General features: G+C 42.3%; 21 protein-coding genes. 11 read left to right on the top strand and 10 right to left on the bottom strand.

What is annotated here, in order from left to right; translation table 11 throughout:
• The first annotated feature begins 98 nt into the window (after positions 1-98).
• Positions 99-479, top strand: coding sequence for a type IV pilus biogenesis protein EbsA (ebsA, locus tag LC608_RS25160; RefSeq protein WP_229556172.1), 381 nt, complete (start codon positions 99-101; stop codon positions 477-479).
• A gap of 183 nt (positions 480-662) precedes the next feature.
• Here the strand turns inward: ebsA and LC608_RS25155 are convergent, their stop codons facing one another.
• Positions 663-1,646 carry an SH3 domain-containing protein gene (locus tag LC608_RS25155; RefSeq protein ID WP_229556171.1) on the bottom strand — a complete coding sequence of 328 codons (984 nt, stop codon included), beginning with the start codon at positions 1,644-1,646 and terminating at the stop codon, positions 663-665.
• A gap of 202 nt (positions 1,647-1,848) precedes the next feature.
• Between LC608_RS25155 and LC608_RS25150 the strand changes: the two genes are divergently transcribed.
• From LC608_RS25150 to LC608_RS25140, 3 genes are all read left to right on the top strand, one after another.
• Positions 1,849-3,768 (top strand): GTPase family protein, encoded by a 1,920-nt coding sequence (locus tag LC608_RS25150; RefSeq protein ID WP_229556170.1) that lies wholly within the window; start codon positions 1,849-1,851, stop codon positions 3,766-3,768.
• Between the two features lie 278 nt (positions 3,769-4,046).
• The gene (locus LC608_RS25145) at positions 4,047-5,726 is read left to right on the top strand and encodes an ATP-binding protein (protein ID WP_229556169.1); all 1,680 of its coding nucleotides are present in this window, start codon (positions 4,047-4,049) and stop codon (positions 5,724-5,726) included.
• A 296-nt stretch (positions 5,727-6,022) separates the two neighbouring features.
• Positions 6,023-6,892 (top strand): nucleotidyltransferase domain-containing protein, encoded by an 870-nt coding sequence (locus LC608_RS25140; protein WP_229556168.1) that lies wholly within the window; start codon positions 6,023-6,025, stop codon positions 6,890-6,892.
• A 124-nt stretch (positions 6,893-7,016) separates the two neighbouring features.
• Here the strand turns inward: LC608_RS25140 and LC608_RS25135 are convergent, their stop codons facing one another.
• From LC608_RS25135 to LC608_RS25125, 3 genes are all read right to left on the bottom strand, one after another.
• Positions 7,017-7,568, bottom strand: a complete 552-nt coding sequence (locus LC608_RS25135) for a DUF2231 domain-containing protein (protein WP_229556167.1) — start codon at positions 7,566-7,568, stop codon at positions 7,017-7,019.
• Positions 7,569-7,605: 37 nt separating this feature from the next.
• Positions 7,606-8,346: a DUF2993 domain-containing protein gene (locus LC608_RS25130; protein ID WP_229556166.1), complete on the bottom strand. Its 741-nt coding sequence runs from the start codon at positions 8,344-8,346 to the stop codon at positions 7,606-7,608.
• A 365-nt stretch (positions 8,347-8,711) separates the two neighbouring features.
• The gene (locus tag LC608_RS25125; protein WP_229556165.1) at positions 8,712-9,287 is read right to left on the bottom strand and encodes a Uma2 family endonuclease; all 576 of its coding nucleotides are present in this window, start codon (positions 9,285-9,287) and stop codon (positions 8,712-8,714) included.
• 168 nt (positions 9,288-9,455) lie between these two features.
• Between LC608_RS25125 and LC608_RS25120 the strand changes: the two genes are divergently transcribed.
• The 4 genes from LC608_RS25120 to LC608_RS25105 all read left to right on the top strand — a co-directional run bounded on the left by LC608_RS25120 (position 9,456) and on the right by LC608_RS25105 (position 12,973).
• On the top strand, positions 9,456-10,022 hold the full coding sequence (locus LC608_RS25120) for an HD domain-containing protein (RefSeq protein ID WP_229556228.1): 567 nt from the start codon (positions 9,456-9,458) through the stop codon (positions 10,020-10,022).
• A 249-nt stretch (positions 10,023-10,271) separates the two neighbouring features.
• A complete protein-coding gene (locus tag LC608_RS25115) occupies positions 10,272-10,802 on the top strand; it encodes a hypothetical protein (protein WP_229556164.1) in 531 nt (176 codons plus the stop codon).
• Between the two features lie 226 nt (positions 10,803-11,028).
• The gene (locus tag LC608_RS25110; protein ID WP_229556227.1) at positions 11,029-11,865 is read left to right on the top strand and encodes a protein-glutamate O-methyltransferase CheR; all 837 of its coding nucleotides are present in this window, start codon (positions 11,029-11,031) and stop codon (positions 11,863-11,865) included.
• Positions 11,866-12,193: 328 nt separating this feature from the next.
• Entirely contained in the window at positions 12,194-12,973 is a 780-nt protein-coding gene (locus LC608_RS25105; protein WP_229556163.1) for a hypothetical protein, read from the top strand.
• Positions 12,974-13,146: 173 nt separating this feature from the next.
• On the opposite strand, the gene LC608_RS25100 is transcribed toward LC608_RS25105, so the two are convergent.
• Positions 13,147-13,749: a heme-copper oxidase subunit III gene (locus tag LC608_RS25100; RefSeq protein WP_229556226.1), complete on the bottom strand. Its 603-nt coding sequence runs from the start codon at positions 13,747-13,749 to the stop codon at positions 13,147-13,149.
• An 87-nt stretch (positions 13,750-13,836) separates the two neighbouring features.
• Here LC608_RS25100 and LC608_RS25095 point away from each other — a divergent pair, with 87 nt between their 5' ends.
• Entirely contained in the window at positions 13,837-14,031 is a 195-nt protein-coding gene (locus LC608_RS25095; RefSeq protein WP_229556162.1) for a hypothetical protein, read from the top strand.
• A 50-nt stretch (positions 14,032-14,081) separates the two neighbouring features.
• Here LC608_RS25095 and ctaD read toward each other — a convergent pair whose 3' ends face one another.
• The 4 genes from ctaD to LC608_RS25075 all read right to left on the bottom strand — a co-directional run bounded on the left by ctaD (position 14,082) and on the right by LC608_RS25075 (position 17,885).
• Positions 14,082-15,743 (bottom strand): cytochrome c oxidase subunit I, encoded by a 1,662-nt coding sequence (gene ctaD / locus LC608_RS25090; protein WP_229556161.1) that lies wholly within the window; start codon positions 15,741-15,743, stop codon positions 14,082-14,084.
• A gap of 13 nt (positions 15,744-15,756) precedes the next feature.
• Positions 15,757-16,683: a cytochrome c oxidase subunit II gene (locus tag LC608_RS25085; RefSeq protein WP_229556160.1), complete on the bottom strand. Its 927-nt coding sequence runs from the start codon at positions 16,681-16,683 to the stop codon at positions 15,757-15,759.
• Positions 16,684-16,770: 87 nt separating this feature from the next.
• Positions 16,771-17,388, bottom strand: a complete 618-nt coding sequence (locus LC608_RS25080; protein ID WP_229556159.1) for a DUF2231 domain-containing protein — start codon at positions 17,386-17,388, stop codon at positions 16,771-16,773.
• Complete coding sequence (locus LC608_RS25075) at positions 17,385-17,885, bottom strand: DUF2231 domain-containing protein (protein WP_229556158.1); 501 nt, start codon at positions 17,883-17,885, stop codon at positions 17,385-17,387. Before LC608_RS25075 ends, LC608_RS25080 begins: the two co-directional genes overlap by 4 nt.
• A 965-nt stretch (positions 17,886-18,850) precedes the next feature.
• On the opposite strand from LC608_RS25075, the gene LC608_RS25070 reads away from it, so the two are divergent.
• Positions 18,851-19,411 carry a chemotaxis protein CheB gene (locus LC608_RS25070; RefSeq protein WP_229556225.1) on the top strand — a complete coding sequence of 187 codons (561 nt, stop codon included), beginning with the start codon at positions 18,851-18,853 and terminating at the stop codon, positions 19,409-19,411.
• A gap of 16 nt (positions 19,412-19,427) precedes the next feature.
• Entirely contained in the window at positions 19,428-21,473 is a 2,046-nt protein-coding gene (locus LC608_RS25065; RefSeq protein WP_229556157.1) for a response regulator, read from the top strand.
• Between the two features lie 85 nt (positions 21,474-21,558).
• On the opposite strand, the gene LC608_RS25060 is transcribed toward LC608_RS25065, so the two are convergent.
• Positions 21,559-21,930, bottom strand: coding sequence for a DUF2237 family protein (locus LC608_RS25060; protein WP_229556156.1), 372 nt, complete (start codon positions 21,928-21,930; stop codon positions 21,559-21,561).
• Positions 21,931-22,659: the final 729 nt, after the last annotated feature.

The following is a 22,659-nucleotide window of genomic DNA, read 5'->3' as shown; positions in this document are numbered from 1 at the left end:
CCCCATTCCTCACTATGTGCTTTAGACACATCTTTTGGGAATACTACTAACATCCACTAATATCCCTAGTTGCCAACTAACTTGAGGAATATTTAACAATGTCTATTGACCAACTCCAACTCCAGCCTGCCACTCAACAACAAGCCAGTGTTTATTTACCTTATATTCAGGGCACTAAACGCAATTTTTTACCTCTTGCCATTAGTCTTTATCAAAAAGGGGCCTTGGAGGGACAGAGGAAGATAGAAGGCAGTGAACATGTTCCTTTTGTCACCTCTTGGAATGTTGCGACTTTACCCTCAGACTTAACCCGTTGCCGAATCCAGTTTGATGGCAATGCTGATCTGAGTTATGAACTAATGATGGCTAGTTTCGAGTTTATTAATTTTTTAATTGAAGTTATAGACAACTATAAACGTCATCGTGCGACCGATTTTTCACAAGCGTTTTATCGCAAACTACTGCGTATAGACGATTGATTAAACTCAGCCGGACTTTTGCAAGTTCGGCTAAGTTTAAAACTCAAAATCTCAGAAACCTAACCCCCATTCAAATGCACTGAGATTCATTTAAACTTGATGCTAGGAAAGTGTAGCATTATTAGTATTTTAAGTTTCTCTGACAAGCAATCGCTATTTTTATTCTTGCTTGCGATCGCCTTATTACTTAAGCAGGTCTGAGTAGAGCCAACCAATTTGACCATCCACCTGAACTTTGTACCAAAGTTGTCCAGCTGTATTTGCCTGTTTACTAAGAATGGTTACAGAAGTACCATTTGGAACCTTGACTAAAACAGCTACTTCGGTACTTGGATAACTTCGTAGATTGGCGTAGCCATCGCTTGCTTGAACAATCCGAGTTGAAGATGAGGGTTTATCAACTGCTTGTGAAATAGTAGGTTCAGACCTTGGTTTAGCATATTTGACTACCAACGTGTCTTTCATAATCAGTGAGCCATCATAATCTTGAAGATCAGCTCTAATTAAGGTGGTATTACCACTAGACTCAATACTGAATCGACTAGGAGGGTCTTCTTTGGAAAAATCCATCCATTCCTGATGTGGAGTTCCCAAGCAATTGCTTAACTCCCTCACTTTATCAGTCCAAGTCTGAGAAGATAGATCAAACGTAGTTTGCCGTTCTTGCTTAAATACAAATGCTCCCTCGCCACACTTTGAACTACTAATGTAAGTCACAACAATTGCTTTATCACTTTCCAGAACTCTTCCTGAAGTTTCGTAGGAAAAGTCTGATCCAGTTTTCTTAACTGATGCCTCGATATTAGTCTTGCTTAATTCAGGCAAGGGCATTGTCTGTTCTGCTTGATTGTGTGACTCTGGCTCGTTAATTTGAGCAGGAGTTGAATCTTTTATATTTTGAACAACTGCTGACTTATTTTCTGATTTAGGAAGTAAGCCAAATATCATAACTACCAGTAAAATAACTGGAGCAGTAATTAAAGCAACTTTGATTTTATGTTTAGCAGATCGCTCCGCCTCTTCCAGGGTTTTGAAACGCCCCTTGCGAACCATTTCATTGAGCTTATTCTTTGAAACTGTGTGGTTGTCAACTATTTGGTTAACCCAAAGCCAATAAGTTTTACAAAGTTTAAAAATACCTTCTCCAATGCCAGAAAGTTGGTTCATTGCCATTAGCTTTAAAACTACAACCTTATAGTTCCCTAGCCTGATGTACTTTTAATTACTCTTGAACTTCCCAGAGGTGTTTAATACGCTTACTGTTGTATTACCCGCAGTAGACAGTCCAGCAATCTACCACTCATCAAAGAACTATTAATTAGATTAACAATAGGAATATAAGCAGTCTAACTAAGGCAGGTATAGGGCAATGGTGCGATTAAAACCGTGGCAGTGGGTCGTCTTAGCAATCCCGATCGCGTTTATCATTATTTTCTTACTGGTATCCGCCGGTTTGCAAATTCATGCGTGGGGCATTAATTGGATTTGGGGTGTATTCACCCTTTTATTCGTGGGTTGGCGTTGGCTATTGGTCAAATGGACTCAACCTGCTGTTAACCAAGTAGAAGCTGTATTAGCCCAAGTCCAAGAAGAACTGGAATCGACGGCAGAGGATACAGTAGGGCTACCAGTCGGAAGTGATGTTACAAAGCTTGCAGAAGCCGCCCTTCAAGAGATTCTGCAAGCAGCACAAAGCGATCGCCCGATTTGGGAAGATTGGCAAACTTTTTGGACGCGATGCCAAGATTTGGTTGTAGCGATCGCTCATATCTACAATCCTCAAATTCAATATCCGCTACTGAACATTTACGTCCCCCAAGCTTACGGGCTGATTCGGGGAACGGTGGATGATATGGATCGGTGGATGCAAAAGTTATCCCCTGTCCTCAATCAGGTGACGGTTGGGCAAGCATACCAAGGCTACGAAGTCTATCGGAAGTTGGAGCCATCGGCTCGGAAATTCTGGAAAGCTTGGAACTGGGCACAGTGGGTCTTAAATCCAGTGGCGGCGGTGGCAAAACAAGCCAGCAAGGGTTCTAGTAACCAGGCAACTCAGCAATTATTAGGTAATTTGAGCCAGTTATTCCGAGAAGCTGCCCTGAGAAACTTATGTCAGCAGGCGATCGCACTCTACGGACGTACTACATTACCAGTTTCAGCAACCGTAGTTTCCACACCAACTCTACCTAAGGCAAAAACCCAAACACTCCGAGAAATCCTGGCTCAAGCCGAACCAGCCGAGGTAGTTGAGCAAAAACCCGTGAATATTCTGCTGGTAGGGCGCACGGGGTCAGGTAAAAGTAGCCTGATTAACACGCTATTTCAGGCGGATCTCGCAGCCGTTGATGTTTTACCTAGTACCGATCGCATTCAAAATTACCAATGGCAGACTGAAAGTGGGGAAACTCTGACGCTTTGGGACACACCTGGTTACGAACAAGTCAACCGTGCCGATCTCAGAAATCTGGTGCTTGATTATGCCATCAACGCAGATTTGCTGCTGTTAGTTACCCCTGCTCTCGATCCTGCCCTGCAAATGGATGTAGACTTTTTGCAAGACATGAAAGCAGAAGTTGCAGATTTACCTGCAATCGCGATCGTTACTCAAGTAGATCGTCTGCGTCCCATCCGCGAATGGCAACCGCCTTATGATTGGGAATGGGGCAATCGCCCAAAAGAAATTGCCATTCGAGAAGCTACTGAGTATCGTGCCAAACTGCTGGGAAACTTTTGTAATCTAGTTCTACCCCTGGTTACATCTGACAGCAAAACAAATCGAATCGCTTGGGGAGTAGAGGCGCTATCGTTAGGATTAATAGATGCGATCGCACCATCCAAGCAACTGCGTCTCGCCCGCTTTTTGCGTAACCTTGAAGTCCGCACCGTCGCTGCTGCTAAAATTATCGACCACTATACCTTCCAAATGGCGACAACACAGGGACTAACGTCATTGCTCAAAAGTCCCGTTCTCCAGTTTGTTTCTACCCTCTCAACCGGATCTCCAGCCTTAGCATATATGCTGGCAGAGCAAATTCCTGTAGAACAATTGCCGATTGTGATTGGCAAACTCCAAATGGGATATGAGCTTTTCTCGCTTTTGAATACAGCTAACCCTAACCCGCTCAACTTTGAATTGCTATCCCTCTGGCCGCTATTGCTGGAAAATTCCGCTTCACCCGATCACAACGCCTGGGCATTTGGTCACGCCCTAGTAGAATACTGGACTCAAAATTTGACGGTTGAACAACTCCGAGAGCGATTTGAGTATTATTTGGCGATCGCCAAATAATTTGTTTGCGTTCAATAATTAATGTTCATAAACAACGTCTACAACGGGGTACACCTACACATCTTTCATTCTCACAATTAGCTATTTAAGTATATTTACAAGGCAATTTTTGTCATAAATAAGTATATTTATACCATAAATAGAAAAAACCAAAAATGCGGTAATCGGTCATACTCTTAACATCAAAGTTCAGATTACGATTAAGAGTAGGTGTCTGCTCAAACCTACCCGCTTTACCTGAGTTTTTACCCAGACATCCCTTTTGTTCGGAGTTATTTATGAAAAATATATTACAAACCTCCATCTCACAAAAACAGAATTCACATCAGAGTTATAGTATTTCGTCTTACAATAGACTGCTTTTGGTCGTGAAGGATTTGGCTTGTGTACGGACTATTGAAGAAATTATTGAGATTGTGCGTTTGGCTGCTCGCGATCTGACTAATGCTGATGGGGTAACTTTTGTACTGCGGGATGGTGAATGCTGCCATTATGTCGATGAAAACGCGATTGGCCCACTTTGGAAAGGTATGCGTTTTCCGCTCAGGTCTTGCATCTCCGGTTGGGCGATGCTCAATAAACAAGCAGCCGTGATTGAGGACATTTACCAGGATGCTCGAATTCCTATTGAGGCTTACAAAGTAACTTTTGTCAAGAGTTTAGTGATGGTTCCCATACGGATTTCTGATCCACTGGGTGCGATCGGAGCTTACTGGAGTACACAACACCGAGCCACATCCGAAGAGATAGAACTGCTTGAGATTTTGACCGACACTACAGCAGTTGCGATCGCTAACGTTCAACTTTTCCAGAAATTGACGAACCAAAACGCCCTTAAAGATAAATTCATTGCGATGCTAGCTCACGAGTTGAGAAATCCCGTTGCTCCCATCTCGAACGGGGTTCAGCTTCTCAAGTTGAAGCTAGGCGAGACTGGTGCAGTCGGACAAACAGTTTTAATGATGCAGCACCAGATTAAGCACCTCTCGAAATTGATCGATGAGTTACTTGATGTATCATGCATCACTTATGGGAAGATTTCATTAAACCTGGAGAAGGTTAATCTGGTGGAATTGGTTCGCCGGAGTCTCAATGACCATGCACAAGCAATAAAGAGATCGAACCTTAACGTAGTGCAAGACCTACCAAACAAGCCTCTGTGGGCTTATGTTGACCCGACGCGGTTCTTCCAAATCTTTGGGAACCTTCTTGATAACGCCTTAAAGTTTTCCCAGCCAGATGGAACCATCTGGGTGGATCTCTCATTTATTCCAGGTGAAAATGGCTTAGGCAGCGTAGGGGTTTTATCTGTAAGAGACTCAGGCATAGGGATAGATCCGACAATTTTACCAGAACTATTTGAGCCGTTTACCCAAGCCGATCGCAGTTTAGACCGTTCGAGGGGCGGGTTAGGTCTGGGACTCTCAGTAGTAAAAAGTCTTGTGGAACTTCATGGTGGTCATGTTGAAGCCTCAAGTAGAGGGATCAATTTGGGAGCAGAATTCAAAGTTACTCTCCCTATATGCGAAGAGATTACAGCTTGGCATAACGACCCGGAAATTATAGAAGCGGCTAAAAAATCGTTGAAGATTTTAGTCATCGAAGATAACGACGATTCAGCCATAACATTAAAAGCAGTGCTTGAGTACTTCGGGCATGAAGTTTCCATAGCTAATAATGGAATTTCAGGAGTAGAAACTGCAAGAGAGTTTGAGCCTCATGTGATTATTTGTGACATTGGACTTCCCGAAATGGATGGATTTGCCGTTGCACAGGAACTGAGTAAAGACTCCAAATTTACTCACTCAATTCTGATTGCGCTCACCGGGTACGGTGGCCAGGAGGATAGAGAGCTTGCGCTTAAGTCTGGTTTTAAATGTCACTTGACCAAGCCTGTAGACTTTGACATACTTACGGCAGAAATTGATCGATACTTTGATGGAGTATTATCAAGTTAACGAATTTTGCTATTTTTTCATCCTTACTTGAATCCCCTCGTTTCTCTCAAGAGTTGGCGTTGCTGATTCCATGTATGAAAATGATTTTGCATAATACCAAAATCCTTGTAGAGACGTAGCACTGCTACGTCTCTACATCCAGATTCATACTTTAATTCAGCAATGCCCAAGAGTTACTTAGCACTCTTGAACCCACAACCAGAACATCGCGGTTTGCTACACTAGCTGTCACGTAAAAACAGCAAATAACCGTAGCTTTTCATGGATGTATACCTTTACACAAGTCATAACAATCCATGACTGATAAAACTCAATACTTGTTGAAATTAGTAAAACGCAATGTCAAAGCGTATATAACCAACGCGAAAACGAAAGCTGTAATGGTTACAGGCTCAGTTGCAGAAGGGCTGTGTGATGAATACTCAGATTGCGACGTGATGCTTTATTATGATGAATTGCCTTCTGAAGAAGAGTTGCACCTTGCGCGTCAGCAAAATCAGGGTTCATTGATCGGGATTTTGGGCGATCGCCAACAGGGTGCGATTGGTGAGAGTTTCCTTGTAAACGGGGTTGAATGTCAGTTTGCTCATGCGACGATCGCACAATGGGAAAAGGAAATTTCAACCATCTTGGAGGAGTTTGATGTTCAATCTCCGATTATGAAAGCGATGTCAGGAACACTAGTTGGAATTCCGTTGTATGGCGAAACCCTGATTGGACAGTGGAAAGCTAAGATTGCGAATTATCCCGATGGACTCGCGCAAACGATGGTCGAGCATTATCTCAAATTTGTCCCAATTTGGGGAATGCAGCCCAAGCTTGCTAAACGGGATACAACGCTCTGGTACTATCAAATCCTGGTTGAATCAGCCCAAAATCTTCTCGGTGTATTGTCTGGCTTGAACCACTTGTATTACTCAACATTTCAATTCAAGCGAATGAGCAGATTTATTCAGAAAATGGAGATTGCCCCTGAAAATCTTGTCTCTCGTCTCGAAGGCTTGTTTTGTCATCAAGCCCCTGTAGCTGTCAATGAACTTGAAGCATTGCTTCGAGAAACAGTAGAGCTTGTGGAGGTTAATATGCAAAGAGTGGATACTTCCGAAGCAAGACGGAGATTAGGCTGGAGACAGCAACCGTGGAAACTGCGCGAACCAGATCGGTGAGGGATTCCACCTAACAACTGTGTTGCAGCCCTTTCTCAAGGCTAAAGATTAACGAAAATTTTAGCCTCTGTATTGCTCTTTGTTAATAATTCGTAATTTTGGATTTTAATTACGAATTACTTCGTTATGGATATCTTCTGCTACCAGCGCCTACTACACCGATTTTGTGTCGGTAGGAGAGTTCAGCACCGAACCAGCCGGAAGCGCTAGTGAGTGTACCAACAACGAGGGAGATCAACAGTCCCCAAGGTACTATTCGGGACTCAGCGTCGCCCAAACGTAGGAGAAAGTTGACGAGTGATAAAACCAGGATAGAAACGTTAAGTATCAAATGCACCCAACCTGCGGTGCGCTTGCGAACTCGTTCAATTTTCAAAAAGTCGCTCAGACCAGTCGCTGCTGCAATTAAGCCTAAACCTAATCCAAGTCCGATTAACCAGAATGAAGCCCTAGCCCAAAAGAAATCACGAGTTAACCAGTAGCCGAAGTCACTTCCCAAGGCGGCGGCTAAAAAGGCGATGGGAAAAATCACAGTCAGGGGATGTAGAGGATGTCCTGCGATCGCAACTGTGCTTGGTACGCCGCTATCAACATACTCACTGTCGTTACTTTCAATAACTGGTGGAATATTTGGAAAAGGTGTTGAACCTGTTTGCGTTGTTTCTGTACTTTCCATTATTAGTATCCTGAATTTATTAGCGTCTTATTTATTTTTAAGCTGAAGGAATTTTTTCAACATAAGCTTCAGCCTGTAGGGTTAGTTTGCCTACTTCTACATTTAGTTGGTTAACTTGCAGACTCATTCCTTCTAAATCGAAGTTACTCAAATTTAGAATTTCGCTAGTTTGATCTATCAAAGCTTTTGTCAACTCTGGCGATATTTCCTCACTTTCGCCATACTCGACATTCTCCAGAGCAACAGTTTTTCCATTGCTACTTATCTTGGGGACTGCGGAAAAAGCAACTTGCTGATTTTCACCAGTTTCTACTAATTTCATACTGGCATTTAGTGCCACTTTCCCATCGCCTGGTAGTCGAAAGTCTACATGTTGAGGTTGAATAGTCCTCAATTGCCCGTTAACGTGGATTTTTTGGCTTTGCAGTTGCGATCGCACATATTCTGAGTTGAAGGCGCGATTAATATCAGCTTCGGTTAATACAACCTGTGCCTTAGCTTCAGTAGGTTTGGTAAGTTCAATTTTGCCAAAAGCCACACTCAGGGGATTGATGGCAACGCTAGTCATTTGCATTTGCAATTCCTCCATACGGAGGTCTTTCTGCATAACCAAACCTTCACCTTGAATCGTGACTGCATCCACCTCACCCTGAATTAGTTTCAGAGGGTCTGTTTTAATGTCTACATCTAAATTTTCTACTTCATCTAATTGGCTAGATAATCCTATTTCTGCCGCTTTATTCAGCGCCTGCTCTCCTAATCCAGGACTTTCTGACATTATCAAACTAACTCCTATAAGTAGCATATCCTTTAGTTAATGTAAGTAAATTATCATCGAAATCTTATCTATCTGGCGATGGAATATAGATTTAAATATTGTCTATCTAAAAGTAGAATTATATAATTTTATCTAATAAAAAATTTTGCTTTTATAACCAGGAGTTTTCAGGTGCAGATGTAGAGCGGCTTGTCGTCAAATCTCGCTCAAAAGAAAGATAGTATCTTGATAATTTAACCGTTATGCTACTTTTTATAATGAATGCTGCACCAAAATCTGCTTAAAATAAAGCTTGTAGTGTAGTTTTAAACAAATTTTTGGGTTGGTGCATCCTTGTATAAAATTAATATATTATATGGTCAATTTTATAATAATTTTCTTAAAGGCAAGGTAAAACCAGGTACAACATCTTCACCGCTTAATACTGCCGTAGCTGGATATTGAGTAATTGAACCATCCCGGCGATAAACTAAAGCTTGCTGATTTTTACTATCAATTAACCATTCTAATTGAACACCATTACTAATATATTCTTCCATCTTGGCTTTGAGGTTTGCCAAGCTATCGTTTTTAGAACGAATTTCAATTACAAAGTCGGGTGCTAAATTAATAAATTTGTCTTCTTCTTCATCCCAACCTTCTGGCAAACGTGCTTTAGCTACAAAAGCAGCATCGGGTGATCTAACAGCAGTATTTGCTAATCTAAAACCTGTGCTTGAACTAAATACTTCACCTAAATCCTGACTTTCTACCCAATTCAACAAATAGGCTCCTGCTTTTATTTCTCGATTACCAGAAATTCCACCAGTTGGGGGCATAGTTTCTAACATTCCATTAGCATTGCGTTCAAACCGCAGTTCTGGGTTTTGCGAACTCATCAGCATTAATTCTTCATCAGTGACAGTATACAAAGACTGCACCGTTATTTTTTCGCTGGTCATAATAATGCCATAGCAAGCTTGATAGATATCTCAATTTTAGGTTGATATTCAATTACTTCTGTACCCTTCTCCTGCTCTACGTTCTCTGTGTCTGGAGCAGTTTGTTATAAAATTGACATTAACACCAGGGCAATATCTGACTACAAGCTGTTTTATTATTTCATAACAATGCTCTCAGAACGCTTTACCACAGCTCTTACCTACGCCACCCAACTGCACGCCAACCAAGTTCGTAAAGGTTCAGGCGTGCCCTATGTTGCCCATTTATTAGGTGTTGCCAGTATTGCTTTAGAATATGGGGCAAATGAAGATGAAGCTATCGCAGCTCTTTTACACGATGCGATCGAAGATCAAGGTGGCGCTGCAACACGAGAAGAAATTCGCGATCGCTTTGGTGACAATGTAACAGCAATTGTAGATGGTTGTACTGACGCTGATACAACTCCAAAACCGCCTTGGCGACACCGGAAGGAAGCATACATTGGTCATATTTCTACCGCTTCCCCATCAGTACTGCTCGTATCATTAGCAGATAAACTTTACAACGCCCAATCGATTCTCAAAGATTATCGCGTTTTGGGCGAGTCACTTTGGGAACGTTTTCACGGGGGTAAAGAAGGAACTCTTTGGTATTATCGGGCGCTTGTGGATGCCTTCAGCAAGGCTGGAACTACTGTAATTATTGACGAATTACAACGGGTTGTCGCACAAATTGAGGTATTAACATCTAAATAAAAGATGAAGATATTTTTTCTACAACGGATGCTCCCATTGAATCCAGCAGGTTCTACTTCGCAGTTCTAGTTTAATTATTCAGAAATAGATAACAGTTTTATGGAAACTAGACAAATAGCCTTTTTCCAGACACCATATAATCATGTGTCTCACGAAAAAGTTTTGGCTTTTAGGTTCTTTCTCTAGATAAAAAATCTTTCTCCCAGTAGACAGGTGTACTTACATTATTATGACTGCTATGTTACTAATATGACGATAGTAAGACGAAACGCCCTAAATACAACCGTAAGTCCTTCAGTAAGTTCTCCAGAAACTTTGACAGAAAAAGTTATTGAAGCAGAGCGTATGCACGATGTTCTGCTTTTACTGCAAAACTTAATTAACAGTGAAGAAGCCACTGTTAAACTAATTCTGGATTGCCTGTATGATGTTGGCTCAGTCAATCTGATCAACCAAAAGCTTCGCGTGAAACCCGTAAATAGGGTAATGAAATTAATTGCGCGAATGTCCAAACCAGTTTTTAGAACTTTGGCTTTAAGTTGGTTTAAGAAAAACTGTCCTCAACTAATTACTAATTGGCTACATACGCAGGTGACTTTTAAAAGTACCCAAAAGAAACCCCAACAAGTAGCTGTTGAAGTTGCAGAACTTCAACCATATCCCATACCACAGAGAGAAAATCTCAGCCAAGAGATTAGAAATCTACGCTATCAGGTGAGATGGCTAGTTGGGATTTCAATAATAGCGATCGCTGCTTTAGGAATAACAGCCATGAGGTGAAACTGAAAGTAGTAAGGTTATCAAATTTAATAGACCCAGCAAGCTATTTTCGGCGTAAGATTCACTTGGATTATAAAAATATTACCACTCTAGAATGTGAATAATTATTTCTCCATGTGGTGTTTTGGGAAATATTTCTTTGGCTAATTCCAAGCAGCTTAACTCGTTGTATTGCCAGCACATTTAAATAACTGAAACTGGCTCAACATATATGCTAATTCGTACTATGACTTTGCCCAAGCCAACCTTGGAGGATATAGAAATACATCTGCTTTTGGAAGGTGTGTATCAATACTATGGTTATGACTTTCGCAATTATGCTCTTTCCTCACTCAAGCGCCGCATTCAGAGCTTTATGGAATTAGAGGGGTTAGCAAATGTTTCTGCATTGCAAGAACGGTTACTCCACAACCGTGCCTATTTAGAAAGATTTTTGCTTGCTCTGACGGTGAATGTCACATCAATGTTTCGTGATCCCAGCTTTTATCACGCCTTCAGAAATCAAGTTATCCCCTTCTTGCAAACCTATCCGTTTATTCGCATCTGGCACGCTGGATGCTCGACTGGTGAAGAAGTCTACTCAATGGCAATATTACTACAAGAAGAAGGGCTTTACCACCGTTGCCGCATATATGCCACTGATACTAATGAGAAGGTATTACAAAGCGCCAAAAGTGGGATTTTCTCTCTGAAACTGATGCAGGAATATACTCAACTTTATCTGAAAGCTGGCGGTAAGAAGTCTTTCTCAGAATATTATACAGCAGCTTATGATAACGCTATATTTCGAGCATCTCTAAGAGAAAACGTTGTTTTCGCCCAACATAATTTAGCAACTGATAGCTCTTTTAATGAGTTTAATGTCATTCTTTGTCGTAACGTCCTGATATATTTCAATCAGGTACTTCAAAAGCGGGTACACGAACTTTTTTATAATAGCCTTGGCACCTTTGGTATTTTGGGTTTAGGAAAACAAGAATCTATCAGGTTCACCCCTTATGAACAGTACTATGAAGAAATAGTCAAAGGGGAAAAACTATACAAGAAAATAGCTGGTGCTTAAAATCTAGACTGTTTGAACTACCAGATGAAGGTGATTTAGGTGGATTTAACCGTAAAAATAGAGAGAAGATAATTAAAAGTGTATTGTAATAAGCACTAAATATTTTATAAAAAAATATTATGAGTAAAGTTACTATCGCTGTCAAAAGATAGTCTGTCAAACATTTTTAATTGTGTTTAGAAGATAGATGCGTAGACGCATACTCCTACGGAGAAGCAAGCTACGCGCAGCGTCTGTCTGCGACACGCTGCGCGAACGTAGAGAAGCGGCTTGTCGCTAGACATCACTTAAGGTAAATTACACATTAAAGTCTTAAAGGAGATTGTCGATGCAGCTTCTCGAATGTCCTCCTGTTGCAGTCATTGCTGGAGAAAATGCGGTTCACGTTTCTCAACTACCTTCTACATGGCAAGACATTGCTAGAGGAACCACGAGTGTCGGACTTTCTCATCCCCAGAGCTATGTTGAGATGGCACAGTTGTTCTTATATAAATTAGAGCATGGTGATGTTGACTTGTTTAGCGATCGCCCCCAACTAGCTCACTTAATACCGTCATTCTCCCAGCTATTTACACAACTCGCATGGGAAACCCTAGAGTTTTTTGGGCAAGACTTTCTCAAACACAGCTATCCAAACTTTGCAGAAATTCTCCGTGATGTGGAGTCAAAAGGGACAGAGTATGCTAATGAAGTAAAAGTGGCTCGCATTGGCATAGATTTATTCAACGAGTTTGGTTATGAACTACCTGCCAGCTTCTATCATGTGCATCTAGCACCAATTTACCGCGATCATGTTTTTGAAGAACGCGCCTTAAGATTTGATCAGCGCGATATTGAACACAAACGTGCTTGGGATGCCATACTCCATGCAGGTAAGGTGTTTGCGATTCAGATGAAAGTGCAAAGCATTGCTTCCAAATACGGTTTTACTTATCAACACGGCTGTGGTTGTAACTCTCACCTATCTTCCATTGATGTATCTAGCGGCGCGTTTGAATATGAATTGAGTCCCGAAAAGCGCCAGCGATGGATTCGCAGTTTCATTTGGACTGCTTGGTATGAGTATGCCTTATTTGCGATCGTGCCAAATACGAGTTATTTAGTCTAATACCAATTTAAAAATAGAATGCGACAAATAGACCATTTGTAGAGACGCGATGAATCGCGTCTCTACTTTACCCCGCCATTCATTGCGTCTTTACCCAAGGATGTGTTGCAATCATTAATTGAATTGATATAAAGAGAAATAAGCAGAGGGAGAAATTACTCCCTCATTCTCATTTACTGCCAAACGTAGATGAGGATAAACAAAATAATCCAGATAACATCGACGAAGTGCCAGAACAACGAAGTCGCGTTCACGCCAAAGTGGCCTGTGTCGTAATTGCCAGGAAGGAAAGAACGTACCAAAATTATTGACTGCAGCAGAATGCCAGTGAAAACGTGCAAACCGTGGAAACCTGTTAGCAGGTAAAACGTTCCACCAAATACCCCTGAAGTGAAACCAAAATCGAGGCCGTTCCATTCAATCGCCTGTCCAACCAAAAAGTAAGTTCCCATCGCCATTGTTGTCAAGAGAAACAGGCGAAATTTCACTAAGTCATGGCGTTGAAGGGCGCGTTCTGCTAAGTAAATTACAAAGCTACTGGCGACAAGAATTATCGTGTTGATTGTCGGTTCTTTTACTTCTAGCCCAGAAACACCAGCTGGTAGCCAGTTAGGAGTTGTTGTTTTGTAGATGGCATATCCAGCGAAAAAACTCAAGAAAATGACGCTTTCTGAGAGGAGGAAGACAATGAAGCCAAACATCTTGTTGCCTTCTTCGTCGTGCGTATGTTCTGCGGCTGTGTGGTGCAATTCATCTGAATTGATATAACTGTCCATTGGTGGAGTTTTGCTTTTAGCTTGAAGGTTGAATTTAGAACGCAAAGGAGACGTAGCTAGTTGCGCTACGGTGTACACACAAGTCTTTTGACCTTACCTTTATTGCATTGGCCTGCAAGTTTGTTGCATCGACTTGCAAGTTTGTTGCATCGACCTGCAAGTTTGTTGTATCGACCTGCAAGTTTGTTGTATCGACCTGCAAGTTTGTTGCATCGACCTGCAAGTTTGTTGTATCGACCTGCAAGTTTGTTGCATCGACCTGCAAAAATTAACTTACCCTAAGTTACGGAGTAACCTAAAAGATTTGTGTGTATACGGTAGGATACCCTGGGTTATTCTGAGAGGTTAGCAGTCAAGGGTTCCGATTTACCGTAGCCGTAGGGTTCAGAGATGATGATGGGAATCTCTTCAAAGTTTTCTACTGGGGGTGGTGAAGAAACCATCCACTCCAATCCAATTGCCCGCCAAGGATTATTAGGTGCTTTCTCGCCTTGCATCCAAGAAATCACCATGTTGAATATGAAGGGTAAGGTGGACATTCCTAAGAGAAATCCGCCCAGGCTAGCGATGATATTCCAGAATTGATACTCTGGGGCGTAGGAAGCAACTCGGCGTAACATTCCTTGTAATCCCAAGGGGTGCATGGGCAAAAAGTTGAGGTTAGTGCCGATGAAGGCTAACCAGAAGTGGATTTTACCCCAGCTTTCGGAGTACATCCGCCCAGTCATTTTGGGGAACCAGTGATAGATGGCGGCAAATAAGCCCATCGTCACAGTGCCGTAAAGAACGTAGTGGAAGTGTCCCACCACAAAGTAGGTATTGTTAACGTGGACATCAACGGGCACGGAAGAAAGCATGATGCCTGTGATTCCTGCGAAGACAAACATGATTAATCCGCCCAAGGCAAACAGCATGGGGGTATTTAGCCGCAGTTTACCGCCCCAAATAGTTGCTACCCAAGCAAATACTTTAATTCCTGTGGGGACAGATACAAACATCGTCGTCAGCATGAAAATCAACCGCATCCAGCCTGGTGTACCACTGACGTACATGTGGTGTACCCAAACAATACCACTGACTGCTGCAATCAAGATCGATGAAACGGCAACTACTTTGTAACCAAATAAGGGTTTACGTGAATAAACTGGGAAGATTTCTGAGAAAATCCCGAAGATGGGCAAAATAATCACGTAAACGGCAGGGTGGGAGTAGAACCAGAAATAATGCTCAAACATTACTGGATTACCACCCTTGGCGGGATCGAAAAAGGCAGTGCCTGCTGTGAGATCGAGTAGCAGCATTACCGCACCAGCTGTCAATGCAGGTAGTCCAAATAGTTGGATAATTTGGGCGCTAAATACTGCCCAGACAAACAAGGGCATTTTGAAGAAACCCATTCCTGGGGCCCGCATCTTCACGATTGTGGTGACAAAGTTTACTGCCCCCATAATTGAGGATACGCCGGATATTGCCACCGCTAAGAGCCAAATAACTTGACCATTAATCAAGTTACCTGTGGGATTCTGGAGACTGACTGGCGGGTAAGACCACCAACCGGCTTGGGCTGGTCCACCAGGGACGAAGAAGCTACCCATCATCAGAATTCCGACTACTGGCACCATCCAAAAGGCGACGGCGTTGAGGCGGGGAAATGCCATATCTCGCGCCCCAATCATCAGGGGTACTAAATAGTTGGCAAAACCAACCAGTGAGGGAAATGTCCACAAAAACAGCATCACAGTGCCGTGCATGGTGAACATACCGTTGTAGATGGTGCGATCGACTAAATCTGATTCGGGTGTCATCAGTTCTCCGCGCATCACCATCGCAAAGATACCGCCGACGAGAAAGAAGAAAAATGAGGTAACGAGATACTGGATACCAATTACCTTGTGGTCGGTACTAAAGCTGAAGTATTCTTTCCAATTACTTGGAGATTCGTGGTTATGCTTCTCATCAGGGAGAAGGATACCTTCAATAGGAACATTAGTCATAGTTACTTTCCTTTCAACCAGGTGAATTGACTAGAGGAGGTGCAGCAGGTGGAACTGTAACCCAACCAGTTTGGACTGATTGATTGGATGTTTGGGCATACTCAGAAGCTGCCTGATTTTTTGCAACGGATGGCTTTTGGGTTGCAGCTTGTGCTAGCCATTGCTGATAATCTTCAGGAGATTCGACAACCACATTCGCCTGCATCGTCGCAAAGTATGTACCGCTATATTGGGAATCGGTCAATCGGTATTTGCCGGGGCGGATGGGAGTAAATTCAAAGTCGATCGCATGGTTGGGAATAATATCCTGCTTGAGGCGAAATGCAGGTATATAGAAGCCGTGGAGAACGTCTTGTGATTTCAGCGCTAAACGTATCCGGCGATCGCTAGGTAAATGCAATTCGGTACTGGTAATATCTCTTTCTGGGTAATGAAAAACCCACGCCCACTGTTTAGCTAGTACGTCGATTTTTTCTACAGGTTCACCTAAAGCATTAGCTGGTGCATCTTTTGGTTCTGCATAAGCCGATTCCATTCCCAATGGATTATGCAGGTGAACTATTTCCGATGGGCCTTGAATCCCCATTTGTTCGTAAACTTGGTAGCTGTAGCCCGCAATCCACAACACTAACAGAATTGGAATTGCTGTCCAGACAACTTCTAAGGTGATATTACCTTCAATTGGGGGGCCGTCGGTGAAGTCATCTTTGATGGCCCGATGGAAGATCACAGAATACATTAAAGTACTTGTTACTCCCAAGAAGATGAAGGAACCGAGGGTTACTAAGAAGCTAATCAAATCATCAATTAGTAGGGATTCGGCTGCTGCTTGGGGGGGAAGCCAGGAATAAGCCTGCTGCCCGATCCAGAGACTCGTAATAGTCACTGCGATCGCGCCTGTAAGCAGCGTCAAAATATTTAAAATCTTCTGGATTTTCATGGTAATTAGTCATTGGTCATTAGTCATGGGTCATTGGTCATTGGTCATTGGTCGATGGTTAATAACTTTAAACAAAAGACAAATGACTTATTTGAGTGTTGTGTTAAGGTCTTGGTGCGATCGCAGCAAATTATCTGCTGTATTGTGTACGCCAAACTCGGCAGCCATTTGCGCTCCTAGTGTCCCGTGGACGTACAGAATAAACATGATTGCTATGCCTGCCAACAGATAGATCCATTGCACTTCTCTGTCTGTCTGTTTATATTCTTGTTTGGCCCAAACGAAGCGCTGCCATCCTCTCCAGATGGTCAGGACAACAATCAGCGCTAATAAGAACACACCACCTACACCATGCCAAAGCATAGTTTCCATTGCCTGCAATCCCCAGGCACTTTTCATATCAGCTGGTGGTGTTGCCAACAGCATTTCGTAAAAGCCTGCTGCCACTGTGAAAAATGTAATGATGCTGGCAGCTAGCATGTTGTACCAGCCAACATTAAATAAGTTGTCACGTTCCACAGTAATTGCTAAAAATTTGAAGACCCATTTTTCAAAGGGGAACAAAACACCAACAATATCAAAGGTCATCCCAATGATGAACAAACCTATTGTCAGATGGACTAAGTTGGGATGAATGGGAATTGTGTAAGGTAATCCGTTTCCGCCTAGAGAGCCGCTCAATTGGTCAATTAATTCTGAGTTCATCGCAACAGACCATCCTTTAGTGCTTCCACAACTGGCACTGTATGCAATCCATACACCCAAACAAGTTCATCTCCGAGATATACTTGCAAGCCAACTATCAAAGTTAAAACTAGTCCGGCTCCCAAATAATAAATTGGTAATTTTTGCGGGTTGCGGGCACGAATTACATAGCGCCAAGCTGTAATTGCCGTGATGATTCCCGAAAGCGACCAACCAATCAGCGTATGTAAGTTCAGCACCGATTTAGCTAGGCTGTAAGGCTGTGCTAAACCCGCTTCAAACTGACCAAAAATAATCGCAACGAAGATGGCGATCGTGGCAACTAACATGTTCCACCAACTGACCTCAAAAAGACTGGATTTCCCAGTAAAATAGCCAACTACATCGCAGAAAAAGGAAAACAACACCATCGCAATTACGAAGTGGACAACGATGGGATGAATCGTATCTGGATAGGGCAAATTGTGGTCGTTCAATGATGTAAAATACTCAAGCATTGTATTCTCCTGGACATATCTACCGCACTGTGGTCAATCAATTTTGGATTGCCGATAGCGTAGCGTAAAGCCTTCTCTACGAGAGGCTGCGCCAACGGCATGGCTTCTCTACGAGACGCTACGCGAACGCTTAGAGCGAGTTATCGAGCGTCTTTTGGATTTTAGATTTATTCCGTGCCTGACGAGATATAAACCAGAAGACCTTAATCCAAAATCGCTAGTTAAACTTCAATGATTGATGGATACCTGCTACCATCACTACAAGTATCTATCTATAATTGATCGGAATCTGTTCAATATGTGCGCGGCGCAATATGCTTAATGATGTCTTAGCTTTTTATAGACAAATTTAGTAAACTTGCCTTTAGGGAATGATTTTTGTTGCGATTAATTTCCTCATGCCAATAGTCTGCAACAGCAATTTTTGATGTAGCTAAACCAAATCGCTGTCATTTGTTGATTTGCTTAACCTATCCTTTAGCTTAAGTAAATTTTTATGAATTGTCAAAACAATAATAATTAAACTTTTAAAAGTTAGTTATTTAGCAAAAATATATTTCTATAATGTATCGATTCTGGCATTAACTAAAATTTAAAAAAACCATAAAAACCATATTTTTTATGTAAACTACTTCACAATGATAAAATTTTTAATTGTAATGGAAATGACAAAAATATATAATTTTCGTTAGTGGGTATAAAGGCAAGTCAAGGTAAGTTAGGGAACTGCAAAAAATAAATTATCCAATTTTTGGAATCAAAACGATTTTTCCTCCCCCTGCTTCCTGCTCCCTGCTCCCCTGCCCTAAAAGCGTACCCTTTGGGAAGCAAGCTACGCGTAGCGTCCCCCAGGGATGGCATATTTTTTTATTTGGAAGTCCCTTACTAGCTGTGGTGGAACTGGAGAATGCTGAAAGGATTTGATGAGCCATCAAGTCACACTAACAGGTGTGAGGACAAAACAAGTGGCGTTTGAAATTGTAGTCATTGGTACTTCTTTGGGCGGATTATCAGCCTTAAAAATTCTCTTGGGTAATTTACCAGCAGACTTTCTAGTGCCGATCGCGATCGTGCAACACCGTCACAAGGAGTCTAACAACACACTCCAGGAGTTATTACAAGAATATACTTCGTTGCCGATTCGAGAAGTGCAAGACAAAGACGAAATACTACCAGGACATATCTACATAGCTCCAGCAGATTATCACTTATTGGTTGAACCAGGTCACTTTGCCCTCTCGACTGATGAGCCTGTTTCTTATGCCAGACCATCTATCGATGTGCTATTTGAGTCAGCAGCCGATGTCTATAGTGAGCAAGTTATTGGTGTAATATTGACAGGAGCAAACCAAGATGGTAAGCAAGGTCTTAAGAAAATAAAAGCGCGGGGAGGACTTACTATCGTACAAGAACCTGCCACAGCCCAGAGCAATGTTATGCCAGAAGCAGCAATTTCTGCTGTTGCAGTAGACTGGATTTTAACACTTTCAAACATTGCTTCCCAAATGGTTAAGCTTTGTCATTAATCACGGAAAAAAAACCATGCAGATGGAACCCAAAGTAAACATCCTCCTAGTGGATGATAAACTAGAAAATTTGCTAGCACTAGAAGCAATCCTGGAAAAACTGGGAGAGAATCTGGTGAGAGCTACTTCTGGGGAGGAAGCTTTGAGGTGTCTGCTACATCAAGACTTTGCAGTGATTTTGCTAGATGTGCAAATGCCAGGGATCGATGGCTTTGAAACTGCAACCTTGATTCGCAATCGGGGGCGATCGCGTCACACTCCAATTATCTTTCTCACCGCCTTTAGCACCAGCGACCAAATGTTGTTTAAAGGCTATGCCTTGGGTGCAGTTGATTATTTGCTCAAACCATTAGACCCCAATATTTTGACTTCTAAAGTCACAGTATTCGTAGAACTATTTAAGAAAACAGAAGCTGTCAAGCAACAAGCAGCACAACTGGTAGCTGTCAATGCCGAACTCAGCCAAAGTGAAGAACGATTTCGATCGCTAAGTACTTGTTCACCCGTTGGCATTTTTGAAATTGATACTGAAGGAGGATGTAGATATACTAATCCTCGCTATCAAATAATTTGTGGCTTGAGAGCGGCAGAAAGTTTAGAAAAAAGATGGCTAGAATCTGTTCACCCAGGAGATAGAGAACGAGCAGTTGCCACTTGGTCTAACTACATTTGTGAAGGTCGTGACTACTCTGAAGAGTTTCGCTTTCAAACTGCTCATGGTATCGTGCGTTGGGTTCAAGTTCGCTCATCACCCATGCTTTCCGGTCAAGGAGAATTGCTGGGATATGTAGGCACTCTCGAAGATATTACTGAACGCAAACAAGCAGAAGAAGTCCGCGCTCAAGTGATTCGAGAACAGACGGCAAGAGCCGAAGCAGAAGCAGCGAATCGGATGAAAGATGAGTTTCTCGCCGTTCTTTCCCACGAACTCCGCACACCCCTAACCTCAATGCTGGGCTGGTCAAAGATCCTCCGCTCTAAGAAACTTGATGAAAAAGCCACTTCCCGCGCCCTAGAGGCGATTGAACGCAACGCAATATCTCAGATGCAACTAATTGAGGATATCTTAGATGTATCCCGGATTATCCGTGGTCAGTTGCGGTTAAATGTATCTGCGGTGAATCTGCTCACGGTAACGGAGGCAGCCTTAGAGGCAGTGCGTCCCCTAGCAGAACCAAAAGATATTAAGTTAAATACTGTTTTGGATACTTCGGTCGGGTCAGTTTATGGCGATCCAGCCAGGTTACAGCAAGTTGTCTGGAACCTACTAACTAATGCCATTAAGTTTACCCCTAAGGGTGGCAGGGTAGATGTGAATTTGTCAGTAGTCTATAGTGAAGAACAAGAAACAACTCACAAATACGCCCAAATTCAAGTTATTGATACGGGCATTGGTATCAGTTCCGAGTTTTTGCCCAAAGTATTTGAGCGTTTCCGGCAAGCAGATAGCACCACAACGCGATCGCACAATGGATTAGGACTAGGACTAGCGATCGTCCGTCATTTAGTAGAACTACACAAGGGTAAAATCTCTGCCGAAAGTGCAGGCACAGGAGAAGGAGCAACCTTTACTGTGAGATTACCACTGCTACAAGACAATAGGACTAGCAGAGCCAGTAGAGAAGCCACAGGAGAAATTTTTTCCCCTGTGGCATCGACGCCTCTTTCTGGATTAAGAGTTTTAGTTGTAGATGATGAAGCAGATACCCGTAACTTTCTCAGTTTTATGTTTGAGGAATATGGGGCGATCGCCACTGCGGTAGCATCAGTTGATGAAGCATTAGCAGTAATTGAACAAGCAAAACCAGATATTCTAATTAGCGACATCGGCATGTCACAGCAAGATGGTTATACGCTGATTCGGAAACTGCGCTCTTTGGAACCAGAAAAAGGAGGACGTATCCCAGCGATCGCTTTAACAGCATACACGCGAGAGGAAGACCGATTAGAAGCGCTTTCAGCAGGGTTTCAGCAGCATTTATCTAAGCCAATAGACCCCACTAAATTGATTGCTATGGTTGCCGATGTATTAAAGCTACCTGTAGAAGTTCCAGTGGGTTGATTTGGAATTGGGGAGTGGGGAGTGGGGAGAAGAATTTTCCCCTCTGCCCCCGCCCCTCTGCCTCTTTTCAATGCCCAATGCCCGATCAAGACGAAGTTAAGGCATGTTTTTTCAATTCGTCTAGGGAAACCATTTCCAAAGCTCTAGCATGGGTTGCAGAGAGAATGACGGGTGGAGCAACGCCAGCATCGAGAGCTTCTTGCCAGCGAGAAGCACATAAACACCAGCGATCGCCAGGCTTCAGCCCAGGAAAATTAGAATCAGGAACAGGTGTGCTTAGATCGTTCCCGTGGGATTTGGTGAACTCCAGGAATTCTGATGTCACTTCGGCACATACAACGTGCGAACCGAAATCCTGACCACCTGTGCGACAAAAACCGTCGCGGTAAAACCCAGTCATTGGAGAAGTGCAGCAGGCTTCTAGGTTTCCACCGATTACGTTTTTAGCTTCTGTCATTGTTAATTAGTTGTACTTGATTTTTTGGCTTCCATATAAGCCTATATTGACATTCCCTACTTGAATAAAAATCGCTATCCCTTATTAATTTGGAAAAGCAGTGAATTTTAGAATCACTACTCATATCAAATTGTCAACTTTACAGTTATTCAGAATGGTGCAATATCTCAGTAGAACTTCCAATAAAAACCCCTGGTAGTTAGCCAGGGGTGATGCAAGTCAGTACTTTTTCGCATGGAATGTATCCTACTTAAACACCATAGCAATCGTCTAATTTAGAGATATGCCATTTTGCCAAACAAAAAAAGCCCCCAGTGGTAAGCCGAGGGTTAATTTTTTTGAAATAGCGGTAATCTACAAAGTTATTATTCCCAGTCCAGTAGGCAATAGAACCAAAATAGAATAAAAATTTCTACAGCTATATATCTATACAGTTGTGATGTCATACAAAAGATACAGCAGATTTCAAGTTGCTGAGGTACACAAGCTAAGTCTGTTACCCAGGTATAAAGCATGTTTTACTCCTGAATTCTGAATTCTGCTGTAACTTCGGCGTATCCTAACCTCATTGCTTACCTTTAAATAAGAAAAGCTAATAACGTATATAAGCTTTACTGAAGTAATAAAACTTGATTAAATTTTGTAAAGCATTGTAAAGTACATTCACAGGCAAAAACAAACCAGCCTGATTATAAAATAACTAACCGCACTTATAAAACCATGACAGCA

This window comes from Nostoc sp. XA010, assembly GCF_020829625.1.
GTDB lineage: Bacteria > Cyanobacteriota > Cyanobacteriia > Cyanobacteriales > Nostocaceae > Nostoc.
Note: the sequence above shows the minus strand (reverse complement) of the source record. Positions and strands in the feature narration are given on the sequence as shown.